The sequence below is a fragment of the Pseudomonas sp. FSL R10-0056 genome (assembly GCF_009600105.1).
Classification (GTDB): Bacteria; Pseudomonadota; Gammaproteobacteria; order Pseudomonadales; family Pseudomonadaceae; genus Aquipseudomonas; species Aquipseudomonas bubulae.
This window is the reverse complement of the sequence record NZ_WIWL01000215.1, coordinates 87,385-112,034: the sequence shown is the minus strand read 5'-3', so window position 1 is coordinate 112,034 and position 24,650 is coordinate 87,385. Positions and strand designations below refer to the sequence as shown.

Genomic DNA, 24,650 nt, shown 5'->3' with positions numbered 1-24,650 from the left:
TAATGCCTGGAAATCCCCTGCGTGTCCTGATCCTGGAAGATGACAGTTTCCAGCGTGCCGTTGCGGTAAGCATGTTTCGCTCCCTGGGTTGCCATGACGTGTTTGAGGCCAGTGACGGCAGCCAGGCGTTGACGGTTCTTCAGCAAGTGGGGCCGGTGGATATCGCCGTGTGCGATTTGCAGATGGATGGCATGGACGGCCTGGCGTTTTTGCGTCGCGTGGGCAGGACGGGGCAAGTCCGGTCGATTATTGTCAGCAGTGCGCTGTCGGCCGATTTGCGTTGTGCCGCGCATCAGCTCATTGCCCTGTTGGGGCTCGAGTTGCTTGGCGATGCCGGCAAACCGTTGTATGCCGCTGTGCTGCAACCTCTGTTACTCAAGTATCAAAGCACTATCTGCACGCTCGAACCTGTACCGGGCAGCACGCTGTCACTGGCTTGCGAGGACGAAGTACGTCAGGCTCTGGCCCTGCAGCAATTGCAGGCCTGGTATCAACCCAAGTTCAATCTGCAAACCGGCGATGTGACCGGTGTCGAAGTGCTTTGCCGTTGGCTGCACCCCGATAAGGGCGTGCTACCGCCGGCGGTATTTATCCCGGTGCTGGAGCGCTGCGGCTTGATGGACGAGTTGCTGTTTGCCCAACTCGATCAGGCGTTGAGCCTGCAAGAGCAAGCACGGACACGGGGTTATCCCTTGAACATGGCGTTCAACCTGCAAGCGTCGCAACTGGCTAACAGTCAGCTGACTTATACCCTCAAGGGGGTTCTGACCCGTCATGTCACGCCGGGCTCCAGGTTGACCTTCGAATTGACTGAAACCGGTTTGCTGCAAGCTCCGGTCGCCAGCCTGGAGAATCTGGTGCGCCTGCGCATGATGGGCTGCCGGTTATCAATTGACGATTTTGGTGCCGGTTTTTCGTCATTGCAGCGGCTGTGCCAGTTGCCATTCACCGAAATCAAGCTGGACGGTGAATTTGTGGGCAACCTGGAGCATGAACCGCGTTGCGCCGCCGTGATCGCCAGCACCCTGGCCCTGGGTAAAGCCTTGGGTATGTCGGTGGTTATTGAAGGGATTGAAACCGAGGCACAGTCCCAGCGTTTGCTGGCCATGGGCTGTGTTGAAGGGCAGGGTTACTGGTTTGCGCGGCCCATGAGCGGGCAGGACTTGCTGTGCTGGTTGCAGCAACGTGAAGCAAGCCCTGCCTTAACCACCGCTAGTTGAAGGTATAGGGCGTCAGCGCGGTGGGGTCGATGTTCTGCTCGACTTTGACCATCGCATCCTTGAGCGGGCAGAGCAGGCCTGCGCTGGTTTTGCGGCAGTCCCCGGCGCTTTGGAAATCGCTCCTGAGGGGTTTTTGCGTGGCGGTCAGTTGGGTCAGGTTACGAATCTGGTCCATTGACTGGGCCTCAAAGGCGATGCGCAAAAAGTACTCGCCGGTTTTGACTTCCTTGTAACGTTCGAACTGCAACGTACCCACGGGCGGGATGTTGTTGGCGATGTAATCTCCCTGCTTCCAGCCGAAGCCGAGCATGGTGCGCAGGTAAGAGATATTGGTGTCGTGAGCCACCAGCAGCATCAGCGGTACATCGGGCGGGCTATCCGGCGCGTCTTTCTGCTCCAGCGGGGTGCCCTGCTTGAGTTCCAGGGCAATCTGGTTCATCAGCTCGGAAGCGCCGCGGCTGGCGATATAGGGGATGTCGTTGAGGTAGTCGTACTTGGCCTTGGTCAGCACCATCAGGCTGGATACCTCGGCGGCGGTGCGGCCGTTGCCGAAGGCGACCTTGTCCAGTGGCAGGCCCTGGCTATATTCCAGACGGAACACTTCGCCCATATTGGCACCTGCGCTCAGGCCCTTGATCGCGAAACGGCCCTTGGCGTTTTGTTCCAGTGTCCAGTCCTGTTTGCCATACGGGCAATCGGTGGCAGGCAGGCAGACGACCTCCCTGAGTTTTTCTTCAAAGGGTTTGTAGCGTGCCTGTGCGGCTTCGACGCTGCCGCCCAGAGCCTTGAGGATTTCGGCTTTGGCCTTGGCCGGATCGAGCGCGGCAAAGGGCATTTCATTGGCCTGGAACAGGGCATCCTGCTTGCCGTGGACATAGCCCGGTTGCAGGCCGCAGCCGGGGAACATGCCATCGAGCAAGGCCTGGGCCGTGGCCTTGGTGCGTTGCAGGGGGCTGGCGTGTACCAGCAACTGGCTGGCATCCGGGCAGCCCCGGGGGATCAGCCCGGCGTCGCGCAGCACTTCACCACGGTAGCGGCCCATTTCCACCGCGCCGGTATAGCCGTGGCCGGTCAGGTTACCGAAGGGCACCAGCCAGGTTGGCCATTTGCGCTGGGTGACCGAGGTCAGCAGTTTTTCATTGGATTCGGTAGGCGGGCGCACTCCGTGGCGGCTGACCTGCACGACTTTATCCAGCACATAGCCATCGCTGCTGGGTATCTGGGCCAAGGCTGCGGGGCTGAACAGGCTGGCCAGCAACAGGCCGGTATAAAGCGGGGGCAGCGTCTTCATCGATCTTCCTTTGGGTCTTCCTGACACAGTGGGCGAAGAGTCTAGTCGGCAAATAAGACAAATGCCGAGCTCCGTAGCAGCTGCCGAAGGAAGGTTCACTGTTTTCGCGAGATTTGTGCGGTGCTCGCTTGAAATTCCGAACAGGCAGTGCGTATTTTGTAGCCATTGCCCAGCGCGGCCTGCTTAACAACAAGGATAGTGGCATGAATAGCGATGGCCAGGGTTTGCTCGCACAGCGATTGGCGGGTATTGATGAGATTGAATGCGTCACCCCCGACCTCAATGGCGTGCCCCGTGGCAAGGTGATGACTGCTGCGGGGTTTATAGAAGGGCGGCGCTTGCAGATGGCCCGTGGCGTGCTGCTGCAATGCATCATGGGTGGCTACCCGGAGTCACGCTTTTATGGCGGCGAGGACGGTGATCTTGCCTTGGTGCCAGACCTCACCCAGCTTCATCGCCTGCCCTGGAGCCAGCCAACCCGTGCCCTGGCCATTTGCGATGCCGATGAGCTCAGCGGTGAAAGCTCGCGTCTGTCGACCCGTGGCCAGTTGAAAGCGGTGATCGCCCGCTACGCGGCGCGGGGACTGGCGCCGGTGGTAGCGACCGAGCTGGAGTTCTTTGTGTTTGCGCACAACCCCGATCCGGCCCAGCCGTTCCGCCCGCCCGTGGGCCTGGACGGGCGCCGTGAAGACGGATTTTCGGCGTTCAGCATCAGCTCCAACAACGGCTTGCGGCCTTTTTTCAATGAGGTGTACCTGTGCATGGCGGCACTGGGCTTGCCCCGTGACACCTTTATGCACGAGATGGGCGTCAGCCAGTTCGAGATCAACCTGCTGCACGGTGATCCGATGCTGCTGGCCGACCAGACTTTTCTGTTCAAGCACCTGCTCAAGGAAGTTGCCCTCAAGCATGGCCTTAACGTGGTGTGCATGGCCAAGCCGCTGGCGCACACGGCCGGCAGTTCGATGCATATTCACCAGAGCGTGGTCGAGGCGGCCAGCGGGCGAAACGTGTTCAGCGACGAAGCGGGGCAGCCGACAGCCACCTTCCGCCATTTTATCGGCGGGCAGCAGGCGGGCATGGCGGACTTTACCGCGTTGTTTGCGCCGAACGTAAATTCCTATCAGCGCTTGTTCCACCCCTATGCGTCGCCGAACAACGCGTGCTGGTCCCATGACAACCGGAGTGCGGGTTTACGCATTCCAGCCAGCTCACCTGCGGCGCGGCGGGTTGAAAACCGTTTGCCGGGGGCGGACGCCAACCCCTACCTGGCAATTGCCGCCAGCCTCGCGGCAGGGTTATATGGCATCGAGCGTGGGCTTGAACCGAGTGCTGCGATCCAGGGTGAGTTCCAGGTGCCCGAGGCGCTGACATTGCCCTGCACCTTGCACGCGGCACTGGCACGCCTGGCCCGTAGTGAAATGGCGATTGAACTGTTCGGCACTGAGTTCATCGAAGGTTACGTTGCGTCCAAGACGCTGGAACTGACCAGCTTCCATGACGAAATCACGCCCTGGGAACGTCGCGTTCTGGCGGCTCAGGCTTGACCGTTTAAATCTGTGGCGCCGGGCCTGTTCCCGGTGGCAGACACAAGGAGCCGTAGGGAAAGCCAATGCACCAGATCTGGAAGTCCTTTAGAGCGTTGTATTTTGCCTCGCTGATGATGTTGATCGGTTCCGGCCTGTTGAGTACTTATCTGGCGCTGCGCCTGGCAGCGGACAATGTCGACGGCCTGTGGATCGGCGCGCTGATGGCGGCCAACTATTTTGGCCTGGTGCTGGGTGGCAAGATCGGCCACCGGCTGATTGCCAGGGTCGGGCATATTCGTGCCTACGCCACGTGCGCCGGTATTGTCGGTGCGGCGGTGCTGTGCCACGGGCTGACGGACTGGTTGCCGATCTGGCTGTTGCTGCGGGTGATTGTCGGTCTGGGCATGATGTGCCAGTACATGGTCATCGAAAGCTGGCTTAACGAGCAGGCCGAGGCCAGGCAGCGCGGCGTGGTGTTCAGCCTCTACATGATCGCCTCCTATCTGGGGTTGGTGCTTGGGCAATTGATCCTGGCGGTTCACCCGCAGCTCGGTCTCGAGTTGTTGATGGTGGTGGCCTTGTGTTTTGCCTTGTGCCTGGTGCCTGTGGCCATGACCCGGCGTATTCACCCGGCGCCTTTGCACCCGGCGCCGATGGACCCGAAATTTTTTATCAAGCGTGTGCCGCAGTCGTTGATTGCGGTGATGGGCGCGGGTTTGCTGGTGGGCTCGTTTTACGGTCTGGCACCGCTCTACGCATCGCAGCAAGGGCTGTCTACCGAACTGGTCGGCTTGTATATGGGTAGCTGCATTTTTGCCGGCTTGCTGGTGCAGTGGCCGTTGGGCTGGTTGTCCGACCGTTATGACCGGCCGTTGCTGATCCGTATCTTCGCCGGCTTGCTGGCGGTGGCTGCGTTGCCGTTGGCGATCTTGCCGGCGGTGCCCATGCAGGTACTGTTCATTGCCGGTTGCCTGGCGGCTTTGCTGCAATTTTGCATCTATCCGCTGGCTGTGGCCTTTGCCAACGACCATATCGAGCCGGAGCGTCGTGTGTCGCTGACGGCCATGCTGCTGGTGACTTATGGCGTGGGCGCAAGCGTGGGGCCGTTGGTGGCGGGGGTGCTGATGAAACTGTTTGGCAGCCAGATGCTCTATGGGTTTTTCAGCGTGGCAGGGTTGATCCTGGTATGGCGGATTCGCCCGAATGCGGTGACCAACCTGCACCAGGTCGATGATGCGCCGCTGCATCACGTGGCCATGCCCGACAGCATGTCCAGCTCGCCGCTGGTCGCCGCCCTTGACCCGCGGGTGGATGAGCAGGTGGTCCAGGAGCAAATGGTGCAGGAACCGGTGGTGGAGGAGCAGGAGCCAGAACCGGAACCAGAGTCCAAAACATAGGCAATACCCCTGTGGGAGCGGGCTTGCTCGCGATGGCTTCAGCGCGGTTTTTCAGCCAGACCGCGCCCTGTGCATCGCAGGCAAGCCAGCGACCACTGTTTCAATAATCATCGTCTTTATCAAACTGGCGCGCCTCGCGCTGCAGTTGATAGACAAACCGCTCGACCTGGCGCTGCACCGCGCCGCTGATGTTGTGAAAGCGCATCCCGGCAAAGGTGATGTTCAGCCGCTCTTCAAAATGCAGGTAGCGCAACTCCACCGGTGTAGACATCAGGCCAAACGGCAGGTCGGCGCTGAAGCGCTCATACACCTGGCCCAGTTGCATGCCCTGGCTGATATCCCCCTCAAAACGCAATTTGCAGCCGGTTGCCGAAACGTCCAGCAACTTGCCCTTGATCGGCGCCTTGAGCTTGTCACCCGCCACTTGCACATTGACCAGATTGGCCAGCCGCAGGGCCGCACGGAACGCATTGCGGCGCTGGTGGTACACCACTTCGTGGGGCATCGCGCCGCGATAACAGCGGTGCTCATGACGGTCATCAATGGTCAGCGCCGTGGTGCACTCCCAGGCGATACGCACGCCATCATGGAAGCCCTCAACCTTGAACGGCACCCCCGCTTCAAGAAAACGCTCACCGTCACGGGGGATCATTTCGTCCAGGGCCATGGTGTTGCTCTCGCGATTAACATCCACCACATAGCTCTGGAAGCGCTGGGTGCGGTCCTGGAAAGTAATGATCAGCGGGTCATGGCTCTCTTGCAGCATCCGCAAGTTGGAGGCAATTTCCAACGGCGTGGTGAGCACCTTTGGCGGTTGCGGAGCATCTTGGGCGTCGAACACGTTTGATCAATCTCCAGACAAAATACAGCGACACGCAAAAGATGGGCATTCTGCCATCATGTTGTGTGTCTCGCTACATGCGGTGGTTGCGCGGGCTCAAGCCTGGCTGTAGGCGCGGTGCTTGTTGAGCATCGAGGTGGTGCCGCGTGCGTCATACAGAGACGGGGCTTCGCCGCCATGGAGGATGCGCAACTGGTTGGCGGTGATCGCCTGCTGGGTCTGGATCGACTGACCATTGAGCAGGTTGGCGGCCTGGCATTTCGCTAGCAGCTGGTTCAGTGCATCGCTCTGGGCGAGCAGTTGTGTTCCCACGCTGGAATGGCTGGCCAGGCTTTCGAGGCCGCTGCGGTTGGTGGCCAGGCCAAGGCTGGCGAGAATTTCGCTGCGTCTGCGGCCATGTTGCTCAAGCAAAATGATCAGCGACTGTTTGCGCGCCAGAATGTTTTCCAGCACCTGCATGTCGCGGCCTTTGAGGGCGATGGATTCGTCCTGTAACAGGCCGAGCAATTGCTCGGCAGGAGCGAGGTCATCGTTGATCAGTTGCATTAAATTTTCGTCGTGCATGGCGGGCTCTGGGAGTTAAGCGTCCAAAAGCGCGGCACTGGCCGTTGGCCTAGCGCTGGGCTTCCATGTCAAGCAGTTTGCTGGCGATCCGGTCGCTGTCGACTTTGTAGCTGCCGTCCGCGATGGCTTGTTTAAGCTCTGCCACCCGATTTTTGTCGACTACAGGTTGGTCACGCAACGAGTCGCTGATCTTCTGCAACTGTTGAGCCTCTTGGCTGAGGTGAACAGATTCCCCGCTTGGGGCGCTGACGCCGTTTTGCTCAGGGTTTATTGCCGGGGCCGCTTGCGTGGCGCTGCCGGTTTCCTGGCTGGCGTTACTGCGTGTACTGCCGGTCAGGGGCGGGGCGCTGTTGAGACGACTGAAGTCGATGACCATAACGTTAAACCTCGGGGTATTTGGACGCTTGCCATGTTTTCGGCCATACCCGGAAAAACTTTAGGCTCGATTAATCATGGCTTCACACAGAGCTGTACTGATCTGCGTCAAATGACAGTGTAGGAAAGTCGCGAGACTGATGCCAACTTTCCTATAATACCACTTCTACTTGCCCGGGTGCTGTCACCCTGGCGCGGATAACACGCTTGGAGTTCAGGTTTTTTACCCGTATTTGCTCGCTAAGGCCACCGTCTGACAGGGCTTCGCCGGGCATCTTGACACTTAATGTGCCGCTGCGCGCGCTGATCACCACATGATCGCCCTTGCGCACGGCTGCGGCCTGCTCCAGGTGGGTGAGGGTCAGCACCTGGTCGGTGACCATGGGCCTGAGCAATTTTTGCCCCACGGCCAGCTCGGTGGCGGTCAGGTAGCCCTGGCTGATCAGGCTGACATCGCGCTCGCGCAGGGTCACGTCGGGGTAGTCGATAACCATGCCGCGCTTGAGCGGGTGATTGACGGTGACTACGTCGCGGAACAGTTTGACCTGGGCCGGCACAAAGATGGTCCACGGCGACAGCCCTTCGCAGCGTACGCGCACGATTACCCGGCCCATGGGTTGCGCCGGGCTTTCGAGGGAAGCTGTCAAATCCTTGTCGCACTGGGCCAGGCGCAGGCGCGGGTCAAGATTGTTGACCTGGATCTGATATCGACCCTCGGTCTGGCTGGTGGCCAGGTAGTCTTCAACCGTGAATTCAAGAAAGCCCTGGGTCACGCCGATAAGCTGTTCAGGCGATGTAAACGCGTCAGCCCTGCTATAAGTGCTGAGTGCAAGCAAGGTGCCCGCCGCCAGCGCGCTCAGACCACAGCGGCGCAGACTCGGCAGGAAAGGTCGGTGGCAGGATTTTGTCGTTTTTGCGTTCATGACCGATAAAAAGCAAGCCCCGTGCCGTTTTCGGAATATGCGGGTTGAAACTTGAAGTTTTTAAGAGGAGCTGAGTATGGCCGGAGTGATGGATGCGGTTAACCAGCGCACTCAACTGGTGGGGCAAAACCGCCTGGAGCTGTTGCTGTTTCGCCTGGATGGGCCACAGCTTTACGGGATCAATGTGTTCAAGGTCCGCGAGGTGCTGCAATGCCCCAAGCTGACCCTGATCCCCAAGTCCCACCCCGTGGTATGCGGTGTGGCGAGCATTCGCGGCGCGACCATACCGATTCTCGACCTGGCGATGGCCACCGGCGCGGGAGCCTTGAAGGATCAAAGTAACCCGTTTGTGATCATCACCGAGTACAACACCAAGACCCAGGGCTTTCTGGTGCGTTCAGTGGAGCGTATCGTCAATATGAACTGGGAAGACATTCATCCGCCGCCCAAGGGCACCGGTCACGACCATTACCTGACGGCCGTGACCCGTATGGACGAGCAACTGGTCGAAATCATCGACGTGGAAAAGGTGCTGGCAGAAGTCTCGCCATCGTCTGAAACCATCAGCCAGGGCGTGGTGGATGTTGAAACCCAAAGCAAGGCGCTGTCATTGCGGGTGCTGACCGTTGACGATTCGTCGGTGGCGCGCAAGCAGGTTGCCCGTTGCCTGCAATCGGTGGGTGTTGAAGTGGTGTCGTTGAACGACGGGCGCCAGGCGCTCGACTACCTGCGCAAGCTGGTGGACGAGGGCAAGAACCCGTCTGAAGAGTTTCTGATGATGATCTCGGATATCGAGATGCCGGAAATGGACGGCTACACCCTGACAGCTGAAATCCGCAACGACCCGCGGATGCAAAACTTGCACATCATTCTGCATACTTCGTTGTCCGGGGTATTCAATCAGGCGATGGTCAAAAAAGTCGGTGCCGATGACTTTTTGGCCAAGTTCCGCCCTGATGACCTGGCAACCCGGGTAGTTGACCGGATCAAAGCAGCAGACCACAGCTAGGGGCGCAGCCCTTGGCGGTCAAAACGATTTAAGAGGCAGGATCATTTGTCGACGGCTAATTTGGATTTTGAACAGTTCCGGGTATTCCTGGAAAAAGCCTGTGGCATTTTGCTGGGTGAGAACAAGCAGTACCTCGTCTCCAGCCGCCTCAACAAATTGATGGAGCAGCAGGGCATCAAGTCGTTGGGCGAGCTGATTCAACGCATCCAGGCTCAGCCGCGCAGCGGGTTGCGCGAGCAGGTGGTCGATGCCATGACCACCAACGAAACCCTGTGGTTTCGCGATACCTATCCCTTTGAAGTGCTGAAAAACAAGGTGTTGCCGGAGCAAATCAAGGCCAGCCCCGGCCAGCGCCTGCGTATCTGGTCGGCGGCCTGCTCTTCGGGGCAGGAGCCGTTCTCGCTGTCGATGGCGATTGACGAATTCGAGCGCAGCAACCTTGGGCAGCTCAAAGCCGGCGTGCAGATTTTTGCCACCGATCTGTCAGCGCAGATGCTCAACACCTGCCGCGCCGGCGAATACGACAACCTGGCCATTGGCCGGGGCCTGTCACCGGAGCGCCTGCAACGTTATTTCGATCCCAAGGGACCGGGGCGTTGGGTGATCAAGGCGCCGATCAAAAACCGCGTGGAGTTTCGCCCGTTCAACCTGCTGGACAGCTACGCCAGCTTCGGCAAGTTCGACATCGTGTTTTGCCGCAACGTGCTGATCTACTTCTCGGCCGAAGTGAAAAAAGACATCCTGCTGCGCATTCACAGCACCTTGAAGCCGGGCGGGTATTTGTTTCTGGGCGCCTCTGAAGCCCTCAACGGCTTGCCGGACCACTACCAGATGGTGCAATGCAGTCCGGGGATCATTTACCAGGCGAAATAGGCTGGGAAAACCCCGTAGATACTCTGTTGCCGGTCAAGCCCTATTGTGGGAGCGAGCCTGCTCGCGAACGACCTTCGCGAGCAGGCTCGCTCCCACAGTTGCAGTGTTCCTGTAGCTGCCGTAGGAACGAGGCTGCGTTCGGCTGCGAAGCAGTCGCAAAATTAGGGGCTGCGGTGTAACAGTCAAACCCGGCTACCAGGGTTTTTACGACGACTTCGTCGCCGAACGCAGCCTCGTTCCTTCGGCAACTGCTACGACGAATCCAAAGCAAAGCGGCAGAAAACCGGCAGTCAGCGGTCAAGCATTGCCGCTTTTTTGCCATTGCCATCTCCCGCCTCCCGGCAAACCCTTGTGTTACGGGGCTGTAAAAACTGGCACGGGGTTTGCTCTATCCCTGTCATGTAAAACCTGAACCACATTCTCAGGTCAGCCCACAAAGGTTTTTCGAGATGAGCATCAGCTTCGATAAAGCGCTTGGTATCCATGAACAGGCCCTGGGCTTTCGTGCCCAGCGCGCTGAAGTACTGGCCAACAACATCGCCAACGCCGATACCCCGAACTACAAGGCTCGGGATCTGGATTTCGCCTCTGTGCTCGCCGCCCAGAACGACAAAAACCAGAACGGCACATTTGCGTTGAACAAGACCAACACCCGCCATATCGAAGCCCAGGGCCTGAGCAGCGGCGACGAGTCGCTGCTGTACCGCACGCCGATGCAGCCGTCGATCGATCAGAACACCGTGGACGCTCAGCTTGAGCAGTCGAACTATGCAGAGAATGCGGTCAACTTCCAGGCCAGCTTCACCCTGCTCAACAGCAAATTCAAAGGGCTGATGTCGGCCCTGCGCGGGGAGTGATCCATGTCTCTATCCAGTGTCTTCAATATTGCCGGTAGCGGCATGAGCGCCCAGACCACGCGCCTGAACACCGTGGCCAGCAACATCGCCAACGCCGATACGGTGTCGTCGAGCATCGACCAGACCTACCGCGCCCGCCACCCGGTGTTTGCCACTATGTTTCAAGGTGCGCAAGGCAGCAGCGGCGGCGACTCGCTGTTCCAGAACCAGGACGCCGCCGGCCAGGGCGTGCAGGTGTTGGGTGTGGTTGAAGACCAGAGCGAGTTGCAGGCCCGCTACGAGCCCAACCATCCTTCTGCCGACGCCAAGGGCTATGTGTATTACCCCAACGTCAATGTGGTTGAAGAAATGGCCGACATGATTTCCGCCAGTCGTTCGTTCCAGACCAACGCCGAGCTGATGAATACCGCCAAAACCATGATGCAGAAGGTCCTGACCCTCGGTCAGTGATAAGGGGCGACGCAAATGAGTGTGACCGATTCCACCAGCGGCTTGACCCTTAACCAGGTACTCGCCAACTCCGCCCAGGCCAAGACCACTGACACCAGCCTGGCGGCGGCCTCCAAGGCGGTATCCGGCAACACGGCGCTGGGCAAGGATGCGTTCCTGCAACTGCTGGTCACCCAGCTGAAAAACCAGAACCCGCTGGACCCGCAGGACAACACGGCGTTCGTTGCGCAACTGGCGCAGTTCAGCAGCCTGGAAGGCATCACCACGCTCAACGATACGGTCAATTCGATCTCCGGCAACTTCCAGTCTTCGCAGGCGTTGCAGGCCTCGTCGCTGGTGGGGCGTTCGGTGATCGTGCAGACCGGCGAAGCCTATGTGGATCCGGCCAGCGACAAGCCCTTCAACGGCACCGTGGTGGTCAAGGATGCTGACTCCAAACCCGTTATCACCATCACCAATGCCGACGGTGAGGTGGTTCGCACCATCGACATGGGCACCCAGAAAGCCGGCAACGCGGAGTTCACCTGGGATGGCAAGGACGACGAGGGTGTGCTGCTGGAAAAGGGCTCCTACACCTTCACCGCATCCAGCAAAACCGACGCCGGTACCACGGCGCTCACCACCTATCTGCCAGCCACGGTCAACAGCGTGACCCTGAGCAAGACCGGCGGTGAAATCATGCTCAACCTCGCAGGCCTGGGCAGCATTGGCATGTCCAAAGTCCAGACCATTGGCTTGTAAGCCGACTCATACGCCTCAAGGAGAGAAACATGTCATTCAATATCGGCCTTAGCGGCCTCTATGCGGCGAACAAGCAGCTGGACGTGACCGGCAACAACATCGCCAACTCTGCGACCACCGGCTTCAAGGCCTCGCGTGCGGAATTCGCCGATATCTACTCGGCCAGCAAGCTGGGTACCGGCAGCAAGACCATCGGCAGTGGCGTAAACCTGGCAGCGGTTTCGCAAAACTTTGGTCAAGGTGCGGTCAACAACACCGGCAACCTGCTGGACATGGGCATTCAGGGCAGCGGCTTTTTCGTGCTCAGCGACAACGGCGCCCTGAGCTACACCCGCGCCGGTACGTTCAAGGCCGACAAGGACGGCTTCGTGACCAGCTCCGACGGCACTGCGCGTTTGCAGGGCTATGGCGTGGATGCCAATGGCAATATCGTTAATGGCGTATTGACCGACCTGCGCATCGATACTTCCAACCTGGCGCCCAAGGCGACGGGCTCGGTGGACTCGACGATCAACCTCAATTCCAACGCTGCGGTGATTGATCAGACCGCCAACCCGTTCGACCCGAGCAAAGCCGAATCCTATACGAAAAGCTTCAGTACTACGGTCTACGATACCCAGGGCAATCCACACCCGATGGACCAGTACATGGTCAAGACCGGTGCCAATACCTGGAAGGCCTACACCCTGATTGACGGTCGCAACCCCGATGGCAGCGCAGTGAGCGGAGACGGCGCAAAGGCGCCGGTGGCTTCGATCATGCAATTCGACTCAGCCGGCGGGCTGACCAGTGTGACGACGCCCAACCCGGTGGCCGGCGAACCCGATATCGTCAGCAACACCCTGACCGTCAGCACCTGGATGCCGGGCGCCATGGTCAATGGCAAGTGGGCGTCCAACGGCGCGGCAGCCAAGGACACCGGGATTGCCATCGACATGGCCAAAACCACTCAGTACAACACCGACACCTCGCGCAACCCGCCGACCCAGGACGGCTACGCTACCGGCCAGATCAACAACCTGACCATCGACGGTTCGGGTGTGATGTTCGCCAACTTCAGCAACAACCAGAGCCGTGCCATTGGCCAGATTTCCCTGGCCAGCTTTACCAATGAGCAGGGTCTGCAACCAGTGGGCGGCACGGCCTGGAAAGAGACCTACGCCTCGGGCGTGGCGGGCTACGACGCACCGAAGGTCGGCAGCCTGGGCGCCATCCAGTCCAACTCGCTGGAAGATTCCAACGTTAACCTGACCAGTGAGCTGGTGGACCTGATCAAGGCCCAGAGCAACTACCAGGCCAACGCCAAAACCATCTCGACCCAAAGCACCATCATGCAGACCATCATTCAGATGACGTGATAGCGCTGCGATCATGATCCTGCGGGCATCGGGTGCGTGAGCAATATATAACCTGCGGGAGCTGGTTTGCCTGCGATGCAGACGCTGCGGCATGTCAGGCAAACCGGGCTGATGCCATCGCGAGCAAGCCCGCTCCCACCATGTTCGTCGCGGGTCTCAGCTGAACTCCACCTGCTCCGGTACCCGCGTCATCAGCACCTTGCCAGCGCGGATCGATACCCGCGCCTTGGCCTGGCGGCGCACCGCTTCGTAATCACTGTCGGCATCCAGCACCACCAGGTTCGCCGGGCGACCCACTGCAATGCCGTATCCCTCACCCAGATTCAGCGTCCGTGCACTGTTGTCGGTGACCAGGTCCAGGCTGCGCGCCAGGTCTTCAAAACCCATCATGTGGCAGATATGCAGCCCTGCATCCAGCACCCGCAAAATATTGCCATTACCCAGCGGATACCACGGGTCCTTGATCGAGTCCTGACCAAAGCACACGTTCATGCCGGCACGGTCGATTTCGGCCACCCGGGTCACGCCACGGCGTTTCGGGAAGGTATCAAAACGACCCTGCAAATGGATGCTTTCGGTCGGGCACGAGACAAAGTTGATCTTTGATGCCTTGAGCAAGCGGAACAGTTTGGAGCAGTAGGCATTGTCATACGAACCCATCGCTGTGGTGTGACTGGCGGTCACCCGGCTGCCCATGCCGCGTACCCGGGCCTCTTCGGCCAGCACTTCAAGAAAGCGCGAGTGGGGATCGTCGGTTTCGTCGCAATGCACGTCCACCAGGCACCCCGTGCGCTCGGCCAGATCCATCAGGAACTTGATCGAACTGACTCCCTGCTCGCGGGTGTTTTCAAAGTGCGGGATGCCACCCACCACATCGGCGCCCAGCTCCACGGCCAGGGTCATCAGCTCACGGCCACCGGCATAGGACTCGATGCCTTCCTGGGGGAATGCCACGATTTGCAGGTCGATCAGGTGGCGGGTTTCATCGCGCACTTCAATCATCGCCCGCAAGGCAGCTAGGGTTGGATCGGTGACGTCGACATGGGTGCGCACATGCTGGATGCCGTGTTCGGCCAGCATGCGGACAGTGGCGTGGGCACGCTGCTTGGTGTCTTCATGGGTGATGGTTTCCTTGCGCTGCGCCCAGCGTTCGATGCCTTCGAACAGGGTGCCGCTGAGGTTCCACTCGGGCTGGCCGGCGGTCAGGGCCGCGTCCAGATGGATATGCGGTTCTACAAAAGGCGCAATCAGCAACTGACCGCGGGCGTCGATATCGCCGGCTTGCGCCGGCACGCTGCCTGCCTGCAGGGTGATGGCACTGATCAGCGCACCTTCACAGGTGACCGTGTGCAGACCCGAGGTTTTACGCAGTGTGGCATTGATGATCTTCATGGTCGTTCCTGTCGTTGAGCTTCGGACATGCGCCACACCAGCAGGGCCACCGAAGCATTCATTCTGAATAGGGGGTCATCGATCGACTGAGCGCTGTTTTGCTCGATGCGTTGCATGCGTTGATTGATGGTATTTCGATGGATGCTCAGGCGTTGCGCGGCCTTGAGTGCGTTACCGTTCTCCTGGAGCAGGGCATCCAGGGTATCGATCAAGGTATGGGGTTGCTTGCGGTTGGGTTCGATCAGCGGCCCCAGGGTTTGCTGTACGAAAGCCTCGATCACCGAGCGTTCGCCCACGGCCTGCAGCAGACGCAACACGCCCAGTTCGCTGAAATCGCAGAGGCCGGTGGCCGGGCGCAGGTTTTCTGCAACATCCAGCGCCTGGCGTGCCTCGTTGAGGGCCCGGTGATAATGGGCGCAATCCTCGACCTTGCCTGCCAGCCCCATAAACAGCGCCAGATTACCGATGATGGCCTGCAAGTCTCGATACAGGCTCGCCAGTTCTGTGCGCAGGTTGTTGTCTTCAGCGAGCAACAGGATGAACAGATCACCCTGCACGATCACCGGCAACGCGCGGGGCAGGGCACGGCTCCACACGTCGAGGTGATCCTGTACGGTCTGGCGGGTGTGTTGCAACAGGCGTTCTGCCTCCTCGGGTGCGTGACTGGCAAACAGTACACTGACTGCTGACAAGCGTAGCGCAACCAGGCGGCACGGTTGGTCCAGCGCCAGCTGCAAGTGCGTTGCGCGCTGGCGGAGGGTGGCCAGGCTGGGGTAATCGCCACTGAGCAGTTGCGCCAGAATGTCGTGGCGCGAGCGTTTGGTCTGGGCCATTTGTACCAGTGCAGTACCAATCAAATGGGTGACGATGACCATTCTCAGCAAGTACGGTTGCTCGATCAGGGGCACGCCGCGGGCTTCGGCCAGTGCAATCACCGATGGGGGAATGCTGTGGATGAAGGTCTCGCCGGTCAGGATCACCAGTCCGGCAATCGCACAGTCACTGCCTTCGTCGATCAGGCGCAGCAAGTTGGCCTCGTCACGGGGGTGGTTGATCCCGGTGACAAACACCAGCTCACCGCCCATGACCCAGCCGGCGATGCCTTCGTTCTCGGCCACATAGGACCAGCGCACGCTGCGCTGGCGGTTGCGTGCGCCGGCCCGCAGGGTCATCTCTTCGAGGCCGGGCAGGGCCAGGATCTCTTCAACGGTCAGGCTCAAAGGGGCTCCTGGGCGGTGGGCAGCACCGCCGGTTGACGGCTGAGTTTCAGCAGCACGATATAGACGATGGCCGATGCGCCAATGCCTACCAGGGGCGCAATCCATGGCGACAAATAGGCCAGCAAGGCGCCCACGGCATAGGCGGTCAGCCCTGCCAGGTTGTAGCGAGGTAACTGGACGCTGGCCAGGGCCGGGTATTTGCCGCGATGGCGAAACCAGAAGTCGGCCATGATCACGCCGCCAATGGGCGGGATGACCGAACCCAGCAGCACCAGAAACGGAATCAGCATTTCATACATGCCGCCCATCGCCAGCAGCACGCCCACGGCGGCGGCGAGCAGGGTCATGGTGCGCCGGCGTTCGCTGCGCACCAGATGGCAGGTGGCAGCGGCCACGTTGTAGATGGTCGGGCCCTGGATCGTCCACAGGTTCAGGCACAGCATGACTACGGCGGCAAACGACAGACCTTGCAGCATCATCACTTCGACGATGTCGGCCTGTTGATAAACCATGGCGCACCAGGCGCCGGCCACGATCATCAGGCCATTGCCCAGCAGAAAACTGACCACGCTGGCGGTCACGGCGATGCGTCCGCTGCGCGACAGTCGCGTCCAGTTGGTGGCCTGGGTGGCACCGCTGGCGAAGGTGCCAAAGACCATGGTAATGGCTGCCGAGACGGTCATGGTCTGCTCCGGGATCACCGCTGCCAGCCCGGAAAACCCGCCGACATGCTGCGTGGCGATATACATGGAGACGATCAGCAGGACAAACATCAGCGGCACCGAAACCCGCGACAGCACATCCAGGCCTTTGTAGCCGATGATCGCCGTGATGCTGAAGCCCATGCCGAAAAACACCATCAAGGGCAGAGTGAAGCCTTCGGCCAGGCCGAGCATCTTCACCAGCACGATGGCCACCGTTGCCGTGCCCCAGGCGTACCAGCCGAGCTCGGCAAAACCGAGCAGGAAGTCCGAGAGGCGGCTACCGGCCTCACCAAAGCAGAAGCGTCCCATCAGCACCGTGTTCAGGCCGCTGCGCGAAGCGATCAGGGCCAGGGCGGCGGCATACAGCGCCAGCAGGGTATTGCCGATGGCCGCAATCCACAGCATATCGACAAAGTTGAAGGCCATGCCCAGCTTGGCACCGGCGAACATGGTGCCGGTAAAGAAGGTAAAGCTGAACAGCACCATCGAAATCGACAACAACCCCTTGCGCGCTGAACGCGGGGCTTCGCTCAAAGGAAAATCGCCGGGTGAACTCATGGTCTATTTCTCCGCCTCGAATGGGTGCGCCGATATCGGTAGCACACAGGAGCCAGAGCAATAAGCGGGCCTGTTTTGTCAGGGCGGGTAAACCGGAGAAAAGCGGGCACACGGCATATGGGCGGGTGTGCAGAGTGCCTATTGGCGAGCGAATATCAGGCTGAAGAATGTGCAGAGTGATTCATTTTGTGGCGCGGGCGCACTGTTTCGGGGTGATGGTTACACGTTCTGTGGGAGCGGGCTTGCTCGCGACGGGATCGCTGCGGTGTAACAGGACAATCGCGGGCAAGCCCGCTCCCACAGTGCCCAACAGTTAGAACGCAATGCTATCGCTGCGGATCCGCGAATCGAGGTTTATTGCCCCTGTCTTTCAGCCATGGCCTGGGCGAAAGCGCCGGGCTCCAGTACCAGGGAAAGGCGCTGGTCCATCAGGTCCGTCTGGTTACCTTCGATCAGGGTGTTAAGTACACGTTGATTGATCTGTGAAAGTTGGCTATCGAGAAATTTCGCCGTGTCGGCCGAGAACTCCCGGTGCTCGATGCCATTGATTTTTTCCATGTTGTAAATGGCCAGGGCCGGCAGCAACGATGTTTCTACATAGTTGTACTCGTGGGTATCCCTCAGGTGCCGGGTTTCGTCGGGGGTTAACGGCTGGTTGTTCTGTTGCCTGGCGTTGAGGAACGTACTCAGGTTGTCCTGCAAGTCCAGCACCTGAAGTTGCGCGATGCGCAGGTCAATGGACGCCTTGAAGGCCTCGACACTTTCAAAGTGCAGTGAAGGCAAGCTGGTGAACGCTTCTTTGTAATAAGCAATGGACGTATCTGTCGTCGGCACGCCCGTGTGGGCCAGGGTCAATGTAGTCCCCATATAGGCAGGGGCTGTATCAACACTGTGCGGCAGGGCAATCGGGAAATGATTGATGTCACCCTTGGCATAAATTTCATTTTTGAAGGGAACCATCACGGCTTCGTTTACAAGCGTTGCCCCCCTGGCGCCCTGGGTTGTTTGCGCACTCGATGCGCCAAGCACGTATTTGTTGAATTTGTCTTTGGGGTCATGGGGCTGCGAGACACTGCGTTCTTCGTAATTGACGTTGTTGTAACCACCAGTAAGCACATTGCTGGCCAGCGTCCAGCGATGACGGTGGGGGATGTCTTCGCCTCCAAGCCCTGTGCCGCGCACACTGTAATTGTGGAGTCTTAAATTCCAGTTTCTGCCTGTCTCCTTGTCCCCGGACATCAAATAAATCTTGTCGAAAAGTTGAGTCCGAGCAGAGTCTTTTTTGCTCTCCTGCAGTGCGCTTTCATCCTCTTTCAAGTGTCGCAGTATGCCAATCAAATCTTTTTTGGTAATGAAGTCGATATCACCGGTTACTCCGGCCTTGCCGGCAAATCCCATTTCCTTACCTTGATCGAATGACAGATAGCGCCGGGATATTTCCTGGTGGACACGATCGTATATTTCTTTGGGTGTACAGCAAGGTGGGGCGGCGGGAATGGCGCCGGCGCTGATGTGTGAAGTCCCCCGGGCAACGCTGTCCCTGGGGGTAAACCTGAAGGGGGAAATCGAGCTGAGATCTTTCATGTGTTTTCGTTCGTTCGATCGAATGGTGGTCATCCTTCGTGGGAAACAACATGTGAACGGTCAAGCAACACACTCCGGGAGCAGGGAGGGTATCGGCGACCGTGCAGTCCATTACATGTCTCGCAGTCTGTGGCCCGGGCTGCAGGGCGGGTTCCACAACGTGCAAGCGAACTGTTACCGGGGGTTAACAGGTACAAAGATCGCAAGTGTTATTGATAAGGCATCATGTCTTTATTGCCGTGAAAGTGTTTATTGGATGTGAGTATGTATTCGGTTCAGTACGCTAATAATTAAGAGGGCTGTTCGTCTTTCCTTGTTATTTTCTTACACTTTGATATTTGTTTTGTTTTTAGTTCAAGGGCAAAGTTTGCGGCCCAATGGCTGTTGCGTCGCCAGGTTTGCTACTGGTTTGCGAGCCTGTGCGTGCCTTCTCCATGCCCCATCTATCCAAGTGCACTATTAATGAGGTGAGCATCATGTTTATTTCCAGGTCAGGTACATCGCTCGATGCGGTATATGGCATCGACAGTCAAGGTAAGCCAGATGCCGTTGCTCAAAGCAGTCCCCATGGTGTTGCCCTGACGGATGTACAAAGACAGATGATCACCAACAGCAAGTTTTTTGAAGCGGGCGCCAGCATGGCCTTGTTGAACCAGCCAGGCAGGATAGGTGAAGTGTTCGACCAGCACGCCGCACAACTGGCAACGGTGTTGCGTCAGGGGTTGAGCGAGCAAAGCGTGGCGGGTGGGCTTGCCGTCCATTACAAGGGACGGGAGCAGCCGTTGCGCGATGTTCTGCAGGCCACCATCGAGCCTTTGGCAGCACAGTCCGACCAGATTGGTCGGCAGATGAAACCCGGGCAGGCGCTGCAACCGTGGTTGATCAACACGCTGCAGACTCCTCTGGCCGGATGTACAGAAGGGTTCGACAAGCAAAACCATGTTGACCTGCTGACTAAAATCCGTGCGTCGAGCGCTTTTGGCAGCACGATGTGCCAGTTGATGGCCCCCGTAGAAGACGAGAGTCAACCCGGGCTCTATGCGCAGCACAAACAAGCCAATACCGCGGCTTGCGTGGCCTTGCTGCGTGAGGCTGGTCTTGATGCGCAGGCAGATCAGTTCGCTGATCGTTTCAAGGAGTTTTCAAGCAAGACGCGTACGCCGGCCTTTGACAATCCGCTCAGTCGTGCCCGCAGTGAACGGATGCCTATGGTGGAAGTCGGCGGGGAGTTGCGGCCGGTGAAGGGAGTTTATGAAGATGCGGCCAAGCTCAAGATGGGGTTTGGGCTGGTGGTACAGAACACGGTCGACCCGCACAGCACTGAGCAGGCCGCCTTGCGCAAAGCGCTGGGTGATCGCAATCAGAATCTCAATGCAATTCCCCGTCAAGGTGCGCCGATTGCAGACCTGACCCGGCCTTTCACCATGTCAGAGGCTGAAATGGAGAACGTGCCGCCAGCCTATTCCCAGCAAGGCCTGACCGGCATGCTGGAGCATTTTTCAATGCTGCATGGCGTGGGTATCAATCGCTGGCAGCCCTTTGGCACATTCGCAATGGAGTCCAACCTCAAGGGTCTGCCATCTGCGGGGGCGCAATCCGGCAGTACCTGTGACGTGCTGCTGGCGCTCAACACGTTGAACCCGGATAGAATCTATGGCAATGAACACATGGTGCTGGCGGCCGGGCTGGGTATTGCCGCCTTCATGAACTTTGGCGGCTACCATACCTTTGCCGAAACATTCCCGATTGCAGAGGCCGTTGCGGCTAATCGCCCCTATGTCCCCACCAACCTGGCGGCTACCAATCAGATGGACTTGTATCAACGCATCGAGACAGCAGCGCAAACGGCCAGCCCGCAAGGTGCAAAACAGCTTGGGCAATTCCGTCGCAGTCATGCTCAAGTGCTTGAGGGGTTACGTCACAATCAGCCGGATGGGCAGCAAGCCTTGGGTGCTGGCGTTGATTTCTACGCCACTGCGCAGCAGATAGCCGATTGGCGCAAATGACCGCGTAACTCCCCACCCCTCCAAAAAACAAAACCCCCGTCAAACCCACCTGTTGCCAGGGTTTAACGGGGGTTTTGGGTCAGGCGGTTTGACCCGCCTGCCAGCTCAGCTTATTGGCAAGCTTCGCAATCCGGCGCGTGCTTTTGGACTCATATGTGGTATCCGGTTTATAGAGAGTCTTTAATTTTTTTGCTAGCACCGATAATTAATAGAACAGTCGTCACTGCAATAGCTTGGTATTCGAACATGTTTCGTAGCTCTTCATGTGAAGTGAACTGTGTACTTAATATGAAAATAAGTACGCCGAAACATCCGGTTAAAGTGTTTAAGGTTGCGTAGGCTCTCCCGTGTAGTGTCGGATCAGTAATTCTTTGTGCATGGCTGAGACTTACAATGGATGTTTGGCATCCCAGGCCAATTCCAATATATGAAAAAAAGGCCAGAAGGAAAGCTTCAGATTGAGCGAAGATGAATAGTGATAACGCTAGGGTGGTCAGGCCCAATAGGGTGATTTTCAAAGTGCCGAGTCGTTGGGTGAGTTTTACTATAATCAGTCCGCCAATGATTGCTCCAATAGAATAGGCGGCGTCAATCTGTCCATATGCATTTGCATTCAGATTGAGAGGTCCTTTTACGAAGGGGGCAAGTAATGCATTTGACATATATAGTATGTTTGTGTTTAGCAGTATCAGCAGATAGTATCCGATGAGGCGGGGTTGCTGGGTGATATATTGAAAGCCTTCAAGTATGGATCTCAGGTGAGCGACCAAATGGTTTAGCGTGCTTATCTTGGTGATCGCACTCGCACACGGCGAGTGAAGCGCCTTTGCCATATAAGCAATGCAGCAGCTGGATGCCCAGAAAATAGTACTGGCGATAGCGATAGTAAAGGTCGGCCCAAGAGTTACGAATAACATGCCGGAGCCTGTTGCTCCAATTATGACACCTGCCTGCCCACTGGTAACAGAAAGTGCATTGAGTTTGAAGTTTTTTTCATGAGTTGCGAACGTTGCCAAAATGACACGCCAAGACAATAGTTGTATTTCTGCGCAAATGGACATTAAGAAGCTGACGGAGTAAGCGAATGCAGGGGATGCTCGATCCATGACAAATAACGATGCATATACCAGTAGTGTCAGGCAGCGCGTGCATTCAGAATATAGCACAAGCTTTATAGCTGGATATTTGTCAGCCATACTTCCGATTATCATTGAAAGAAATAGGCTGGGCAGTGTTGCAATCAACAAGCTTATTGCCGCACTTGTGGCGTACCCTGTTAAGTCAATCACAATCCAAGTATTTATAAAAAAAATATACCGGTTCCAGCCCTCGAGAAAAATATAACAGTGGCATATGCGGGGACTGATATTTGACTCATTACTCAGTGCGCCTTTAATCGTCAGGCGCTATGCGCCTGAGTAATGTAACGGAAGCCTGTCTCGTGTACGTCAATATCCAGCGTTATTGGATGGAATGTATTCAGATAATCGGATGACTCAAATAAGTGATTCGGTTGGTGAGGGCGCTCCATCAAAAAGCTCAGTTCGTTCATGTCAGATGACCATTGAGCGCCGTTAAAAAACTCGAACCCTTCAAAGTGTGCTTTATACAAGAATTTTTTCCCGTAACATGTGCCCATGTAAAGGTAGTTGCAGTCACGGTTGTGAAAGTAATTAATTGTTGCGGTCAGCATGAACGTGCCTAGCGATTTTTTTGGTTCGGTAATGTCATAGAAGGCAAAGTTATAGTGTGCTATTTTAGGAGCTGTGTTAATTGTTACTAGGCCGACAGTTTTCTCTTTCCTGGTGAAGTGCATGATGTGCGTCGCATTTTCCGGATTGATGATTCGGTTAAGTCGCTGTTCATTAATCACTCCTTCCCCAAATCGCTGTTCCGCACACTGTAGGCATAATTCACGGATGCTCTTGTCGATAACGAAATCGCTGATATTAATAAGCGTCATTTCTATATCTTGACAGGCTTTGAGCGTTCGTCGAGCTCTATAGGTAAGTTCAAATCTTTTCAGGGTAATTCTTGTGCTTCGGGTTAAATAGAATCTCGGTTTGCGTGAAGGTAAAAAGCCGCGGTCATAGAGTTCAACGATTTCTTCCTGTGATTCAGGTATGGCCCAAACAGCGTAAGGAAATGTATAGTTTTTGTAGTCAGGGTTTGACTCCGAAAATATAATTCTCATAAGTTATTTCACGCCTGTTAGGATCATTCTTTCGCTGTCAACGCTAAAAGGTTGTCCCTTATTATTATAGCCCTCTATATTTTTAAATCCTGCGTGTAGCATCCACTCCTTGATTTCTGTGAATGTCAATAGTCGGATATTGTAAGGTGTTTCACTCAGTTCTCCATCTTTAATAAATTGGCGTCTAACATGAAGTATTCCTTGAGCAGGCTTGTAGTCGAAGTGGTCGATCATAAAGTTCCCTTCTCTTTCTAGAACACTTGAGGTGGGAAGGTATTTAAGGCAGCGATCACGATTAATATGATCAATCAAAAAACGGCCTCCTTTCTTCAATGAATCGTAAATTTTGCTTAATTGCAATTTGCAAATTTCGTCATTAGAGTATCCAAAAGATGTGTACCAACTAAGCGCACAGTCGAATTTTTCCCTCCAGAGCGTGTCAAGGAAGTTTTTGTTTTTGTAGCAAATATCAAGGTTGCTTTTACGAGCGTTAAGGATAGCCAAGTCAAGTGCGTTCTGGCTCCAGTCAATGCCCGTTACACGATAGCCCCTGTGAGCAAGCTCATTGGAAATTCGACCATGGCCGCAGCCGATATCCAGTACGTGGTCACCTTTTTCAAGGCTGCAAAGATGTTCAATAAGAGTGCATTCTTTCTTCGTCCTCTCATGGGTAAGATAATTTTCTGAAAAATAAATATAAAGATAATCAAACGTATTTTTCATTATGAATTCCAGTCAACGTCTTATGTAATCCATCTTAAAATGCTGTTCAAAGCCAGATGTCTACTGTGTGGGTATTCACTGAAGTGTGTTTCTAGATCGTGGCCAGCTTGACGAATACAATGGTGCTCAGCAGCGAGGCAATTTTGTGCGTATTCAATCAGTTTGCAAGGGATTTCAGCGGGAATGATCATGTCTTTTTCTGCAGAAATAATAAGCAGTTTCCCCTTGAAGTGTTGGATGATGGAAAAGCATTTGCTGTGTTCCCAACTTCGGTATTGGCGTATGCAGGATGAAAATGAGGGGCCAAATTTTAAGGTTTCAGCCTTTTCTGAATAAATCGCGGGTATCGCCAGCCCTAGGCGAGCAACCGAGATTTGTGAAGCTATATGGAGTGCATTATGCGCCCCCATGCTGAAGCCCATTATATTAAGACCTTCCTGTAGGTCGAGTTTGTGGATCACAGCTAATGCTTGCTCGGTTCTTCTTTCCAAGCTGGAATGTTGCAAGTTTCCGCCGGTGTGCCCATGCCCAAGAAAATCAAATGCAATCGTTTCGACGCTATGAGAGTTTAAGTATGTTTGAAGACTGTAAAAACCTTTGCAGCTGGATGTGCCAGCACCGTGCATAAGCAAGACTGTTCTCTTAGGGGAGTTGCAGTGCCAGCGTTGTCCTCGTAAGTGTGCCGTTCCGCAGCGCACCATAAAGTCTTCGATTAGCCGTTTCATATCCTATCCTAATCATCGTCGAGTATTGGCCCGGTAGAGATTTGTAGGGGCGATATTTGTTTTTATAGACGTTGGCTGATAGATTTACATCTACAAGATTTGGTAGTTGTGAGTGG

Annotated in this window: 23 protein-coding genes; 10 read left to right on the top strand and 13 right to left on the bottom strand. The window is 56.6% G+C overall.

Going from position 1 to position 24,650, the window contains the following annotated elements; translation table 11 throughout:
* Window positions 1–2 precede the first annotated feature (2 nt).
* Window positions 3–1,220, top strand: coding sequence for an EAL domain-containing protein (locus tag GHO42_RS21260; RefSeq protein WP_153326831.1), 1,218 nt, complete (start codon window positions 3–5; stop codon window positions 1,218–1,220).
* Here the strand turns inward: GHO42_RS21260 and GHO42_RS21255 are convergent.
* The gene (locus GHO42_RS21255) at window positions 1,213–2,511 is read right to left on the bottom strand and encodes a histidine-type phosphatase (protein WP_095021370.1); all 1,299 of its coding nucleotides are present in this window, start codon (window positions 2,509–2,511) and stop codon (window positions 1,213–1,215) included. The genes GHO42_RS21260 and GHO42_RS21255 overlap by 8 nt on opposite strands.
* Window positions 2,512–2,816: 305 nt before the next feature.
* On the opposite strand from GHO42_RS21255, the gene GHO42_RS21250 reads away from it, so the two are divergent.
* Together GHO42_RS21250 and GHO42_RS21245 are read left to right on the top strand one after the other, a co-directional pair.
* A complete protein-coding gene (locus GHO42_RS21250) occupies window positions 2,817–4,058 on the top strand; it encodes a glutamine synthetase family protein (protein WP_165446524.1) in 1,242 nt (413 codons plus the stop codon).
* 65 nt (window positions 4,059–4,123) lie between these two features.
* Window positions 4,124–5,437 carry an MFS transporter gene (locus GHO42_RS21245; RefSeq protein WP_095001830.1) on the top strand — a complete coding sequence of 438 codons (1,314 nt, stop codon included), beginning with the start codon at window positions 4,124–4,126 and terminating at the stop codon, window positions 5,435–5,437.
* Between the two features lie 100 nt (window positions 5,438–5,537).
* Here GHO42_RS21245 and GHO42_RS21240 read toward each other — a convergent pair whose 3' ends face one another.
* From GHO42_RS21240 to flgA, 4 genes are all read right to left on the bottom strand, one after another.
* A complete protein-coding gene (locus GHO42_RS21240; protein WP_095001829.1) occupies window positions 5,538–6,278 on the bottom strand; it encodes a flagellar brake protein in 741 nt (246 codons plus the stop codon).
* Window positions 6,279–6,374: 96 nt separating this feature from the next.
* Window positions 6,375–6,842: a flagella synthesis protein FlgN gene (locus GHO42_RS21235; protein ID WP_153326829.1), complete on the bottom strand. Its 468-nt coding sequence runs from the start codon at window positions 6,840–6,842 to the stop codon at window positions 6,375–6,377.
* A 49-nt stretch (window positions 6,843–6,891) separates the two neighbouring features.
* Window positions 6,892–7,218: a flagellar biosynthesis anti-sigma factor FlgM gene (gene flgM, locus GHO42_RS21230; protein WP_095001827.1), complete on the bottom strand. Its 327-nt coding sequence runs from the start codon at window positions 7,216–7,218 to the stop codon at window positions 6,892–6,894.
* Window positions 7,219–7,369: 151 nt separating this feature from the next.
* Window positions 7,370–8,140 carry a flagellar basal body P-ring formation chaperone FlgA gene (flgA, locus tag GHO42_RS21225; protein WP_153326827.1) on the bottom strand — a complete coding sequence of 257 codons (771 nt, stop codon included), beginning with the start codon at window positions 8,138–8,140 and terminating at the stop codon, window positions 7,370–7,372.
* Window positions 8,141–8,216: 76 nt separating this feature from the next.
* On the opposite strand from flgA, the gene GHO42_RS21220 reads away from it, so the two are divergent.
* The 6 genes from GHO42_RS21220 (at window position 8,217) to flgE (ending at window position 13,428) form a co-directional block, all read left to right on the top strand.
* On the top strand, window positions 8,217–9,149 hold the full coding sequence (locus tag GHO42_RS21220; RefSeq protein WP_095001825.1) for a chemotaxis protein CheV: 933 nt from the start codon (window positions 8,217–8,219) through the stop codon (window positions 9,147–9,149).
* Window positions 9,150–9,194: 45 nt separating this feature from the next.
* Window positions 9,195–10,022, top strand: a complete 828-nt coding sequence (gene cheR / locus GHO42_RS21215) for a protein-glutamate O-methyltransferase CheR (RefSeq protein WP_153326825.1) — start codon at window positions 9,195–9,197, stop codon at window positions 10,020–10,022.
* Between the two features lie 449 nt (window positions 10,023–10,471).
* Window positions 10,472–10,879 (top strand): flagellar basal body rod protein FlgB, encoded by a 408-nt coding sequence (flgB, locus tag GHO42_RS21210; RefSeq protein ID WP_016782175.1) that lies wholly within the window; start codon window positions 10,472–10,474, stop codon window positions 10,877–10,879.
* A gap of 3 nt (window positions 10,880–10,882) precedes the next feature.
* Window positions 10,883–11,329, top strand: coding sequence for a flagellar basal body rod protein FlgC (flgC, locus tag GHO42_RS21205; RefSeq protein WP_095021373.1), 447 nt, complete (start codon window positions 10,883–10,885; stop codon window positions 11,327–11,329).
* 15 nt (window positions 11,330–11,344) lie between these two features.
* Window positions 11,345–12,070, top strand: coding sequence for a flagellar hook assembly protein FlgD (gene flgD / locus GHO42_RS21200; RefSeq protein ID WP_095001822.1), 726 nt, complete (start codon window positions 11,345–11,347; stop codon window positions 12,068–12,070).
* Window positions 12,071–12,099: 29 nt separating this feature from the next.
* Window positions 12,100–13,428 carry a flagellar hook protein FlgE gene (flgE, locus tag GHO42_RS21195; RefSeq protein ID WP_153326822.1) on the top strand — a complete coding sequence of 443 codons (1,329 nt, stop codon included), beginning with the start codon at window positions 12,100–12,102 and terminating at the stop codon, window positions 13,426–13,428.
* Window positions 13,429–13,584: 156 nt separating this feature from the next.
* On the opposite strand, the gene codA is transcribed toward flgE, so the two are convergent.
* The 4 genes from codA to GHO42_RS21175 all read right to left on the bottom strand — a co-directional run bounded on the left by codA (window position 13,585) and on the right by GHO42_RS21175 (window position 18,886).
* Window positions 13,585–14,820 carry a cytosine deaminase gene (codA, locus tag GHO42_RS21190; RefSeq protein ID WP_095019237.1) on the bottom strand — a complete coding sequence of 412 codons (1,236 nt, stop codon included), beginning with the start codon at window positions 14,818–14,820 and terminating at the stop codon, window positions 13,585–13,587.
* Entirely contained in the window at window positions 14,817–16,040 is a 1,224-nt protein-coding gene (locus GHO42_RS21185) for a PucR family transcriptional regulator (RefSeq protein WP_095025893.1), read from the bottom strand. The genes codA and GHO42_RS21185 overlap by 4 nt, the downstream gene beginning before the upstream one ends.
* On the bottom strand, window positions 16,037–17,302 hold the full coding sequence (gene codB, locus GHO42_RS21180; protein ID WP_153326819.1) for a cytosine permease: 1,266 nt from the start codon (window positions 17,300–17,302) through the stop codon (window positions 16,037–16,039). Before codB ends, GHO42_RS21185 begins: the two co-directional genes overlap by 4 nt.
* Window positions 17,303–17,656: 354 nt before the next feature.
* Window positions 17,657–18,886 carry a hypothetical protein gene (locus tag GHO42_RS21175; RefSeq protein WP_153326817.1) on the bottom strand — a complete coding sequence of 410 codons (1,230 nt, stop codon included), beginning with the start codon at window positions 18,884–18,886 and terminating at the stop codon, window positions 17,657–17,659.
* A gap of 476 nt (window positions 18,887–19,362) precedes the next feature.
* Here GHO42_RS21175 and GHO42_RS21170 point away from each other — a divergent pair, with 476 nt between their 5' ends.
* Entirely contained in the window at window positions 19,363–20,892 is a 1,530-nt protein-coding gene (locus tag GHO42_RS21170) for a hypothetical protein (protein ID WP_095019242.1), read from the top strand.
* 167 nt (window positions 20,893–21,059) lie between these two features.
* Here GHO42_RS21170 and GHO42_RS21165 read toward each other — a convergent pair whose 3' ends face one another.
* The 4 genes from GHO42_RS21165 to GHO42_RS21150 form a co-directional block, all read right to left on the bottom strand.
* Window positions 21,060–22,181 (bottom strand): MFS transporter, encoded by a 1,122-nt coding sequence (locus GHO42_RS21165; RefSeq protein ID WP_368668037.1) that lies wholly within the window; start codon window positions 22,179–22,181, stop codon window positions 21,060–21,062.
* 110 nt (window positions 22,182–22,291) lie between these two features.
* Window positions 22,292–23,086, bottom strand: coding sequence for a hypothetical protein (locus tag GHO42_RS21160; protein ID WP_095021379.1), 795 nt, complete (start codon window positions 23,084–23,086; stop codon window positions 22,292–22,294).
* Between the two features lie 3 nt (window positions 23,087–23,089).
* Window positions 23,090–23,809, bottom strand: a complete 720-nt coding sequence (locus GHO42_RS21155; protein ID WP_153326813.1) for a bifunctional 2-polyprenyl-6-hydroxyphenol methylase/3-demethylubiquinol 3-O-methyltransferase UbiG — start codon at window positions 23,807–23,809, stop codon at window positions 23,090–23,092.
* Between the two features lie 20 nt (window positions 23,810–23,829).
* The gene (locus GHO42_RS21150; RefSeq protein WP_130872067.1) at window positions 23,830–24,534 is read right to left on the bottom strand and encodes an alpha/beta hydrolase; all 705 of its coding nucleotides are present in this window, start codon (window positions 24,532–24,534) and stop codon (window positions 23,830–23,832) included.
* Between the last annotated feature and the right edge of the window lie 116 nt (window positions 24,535–24,650).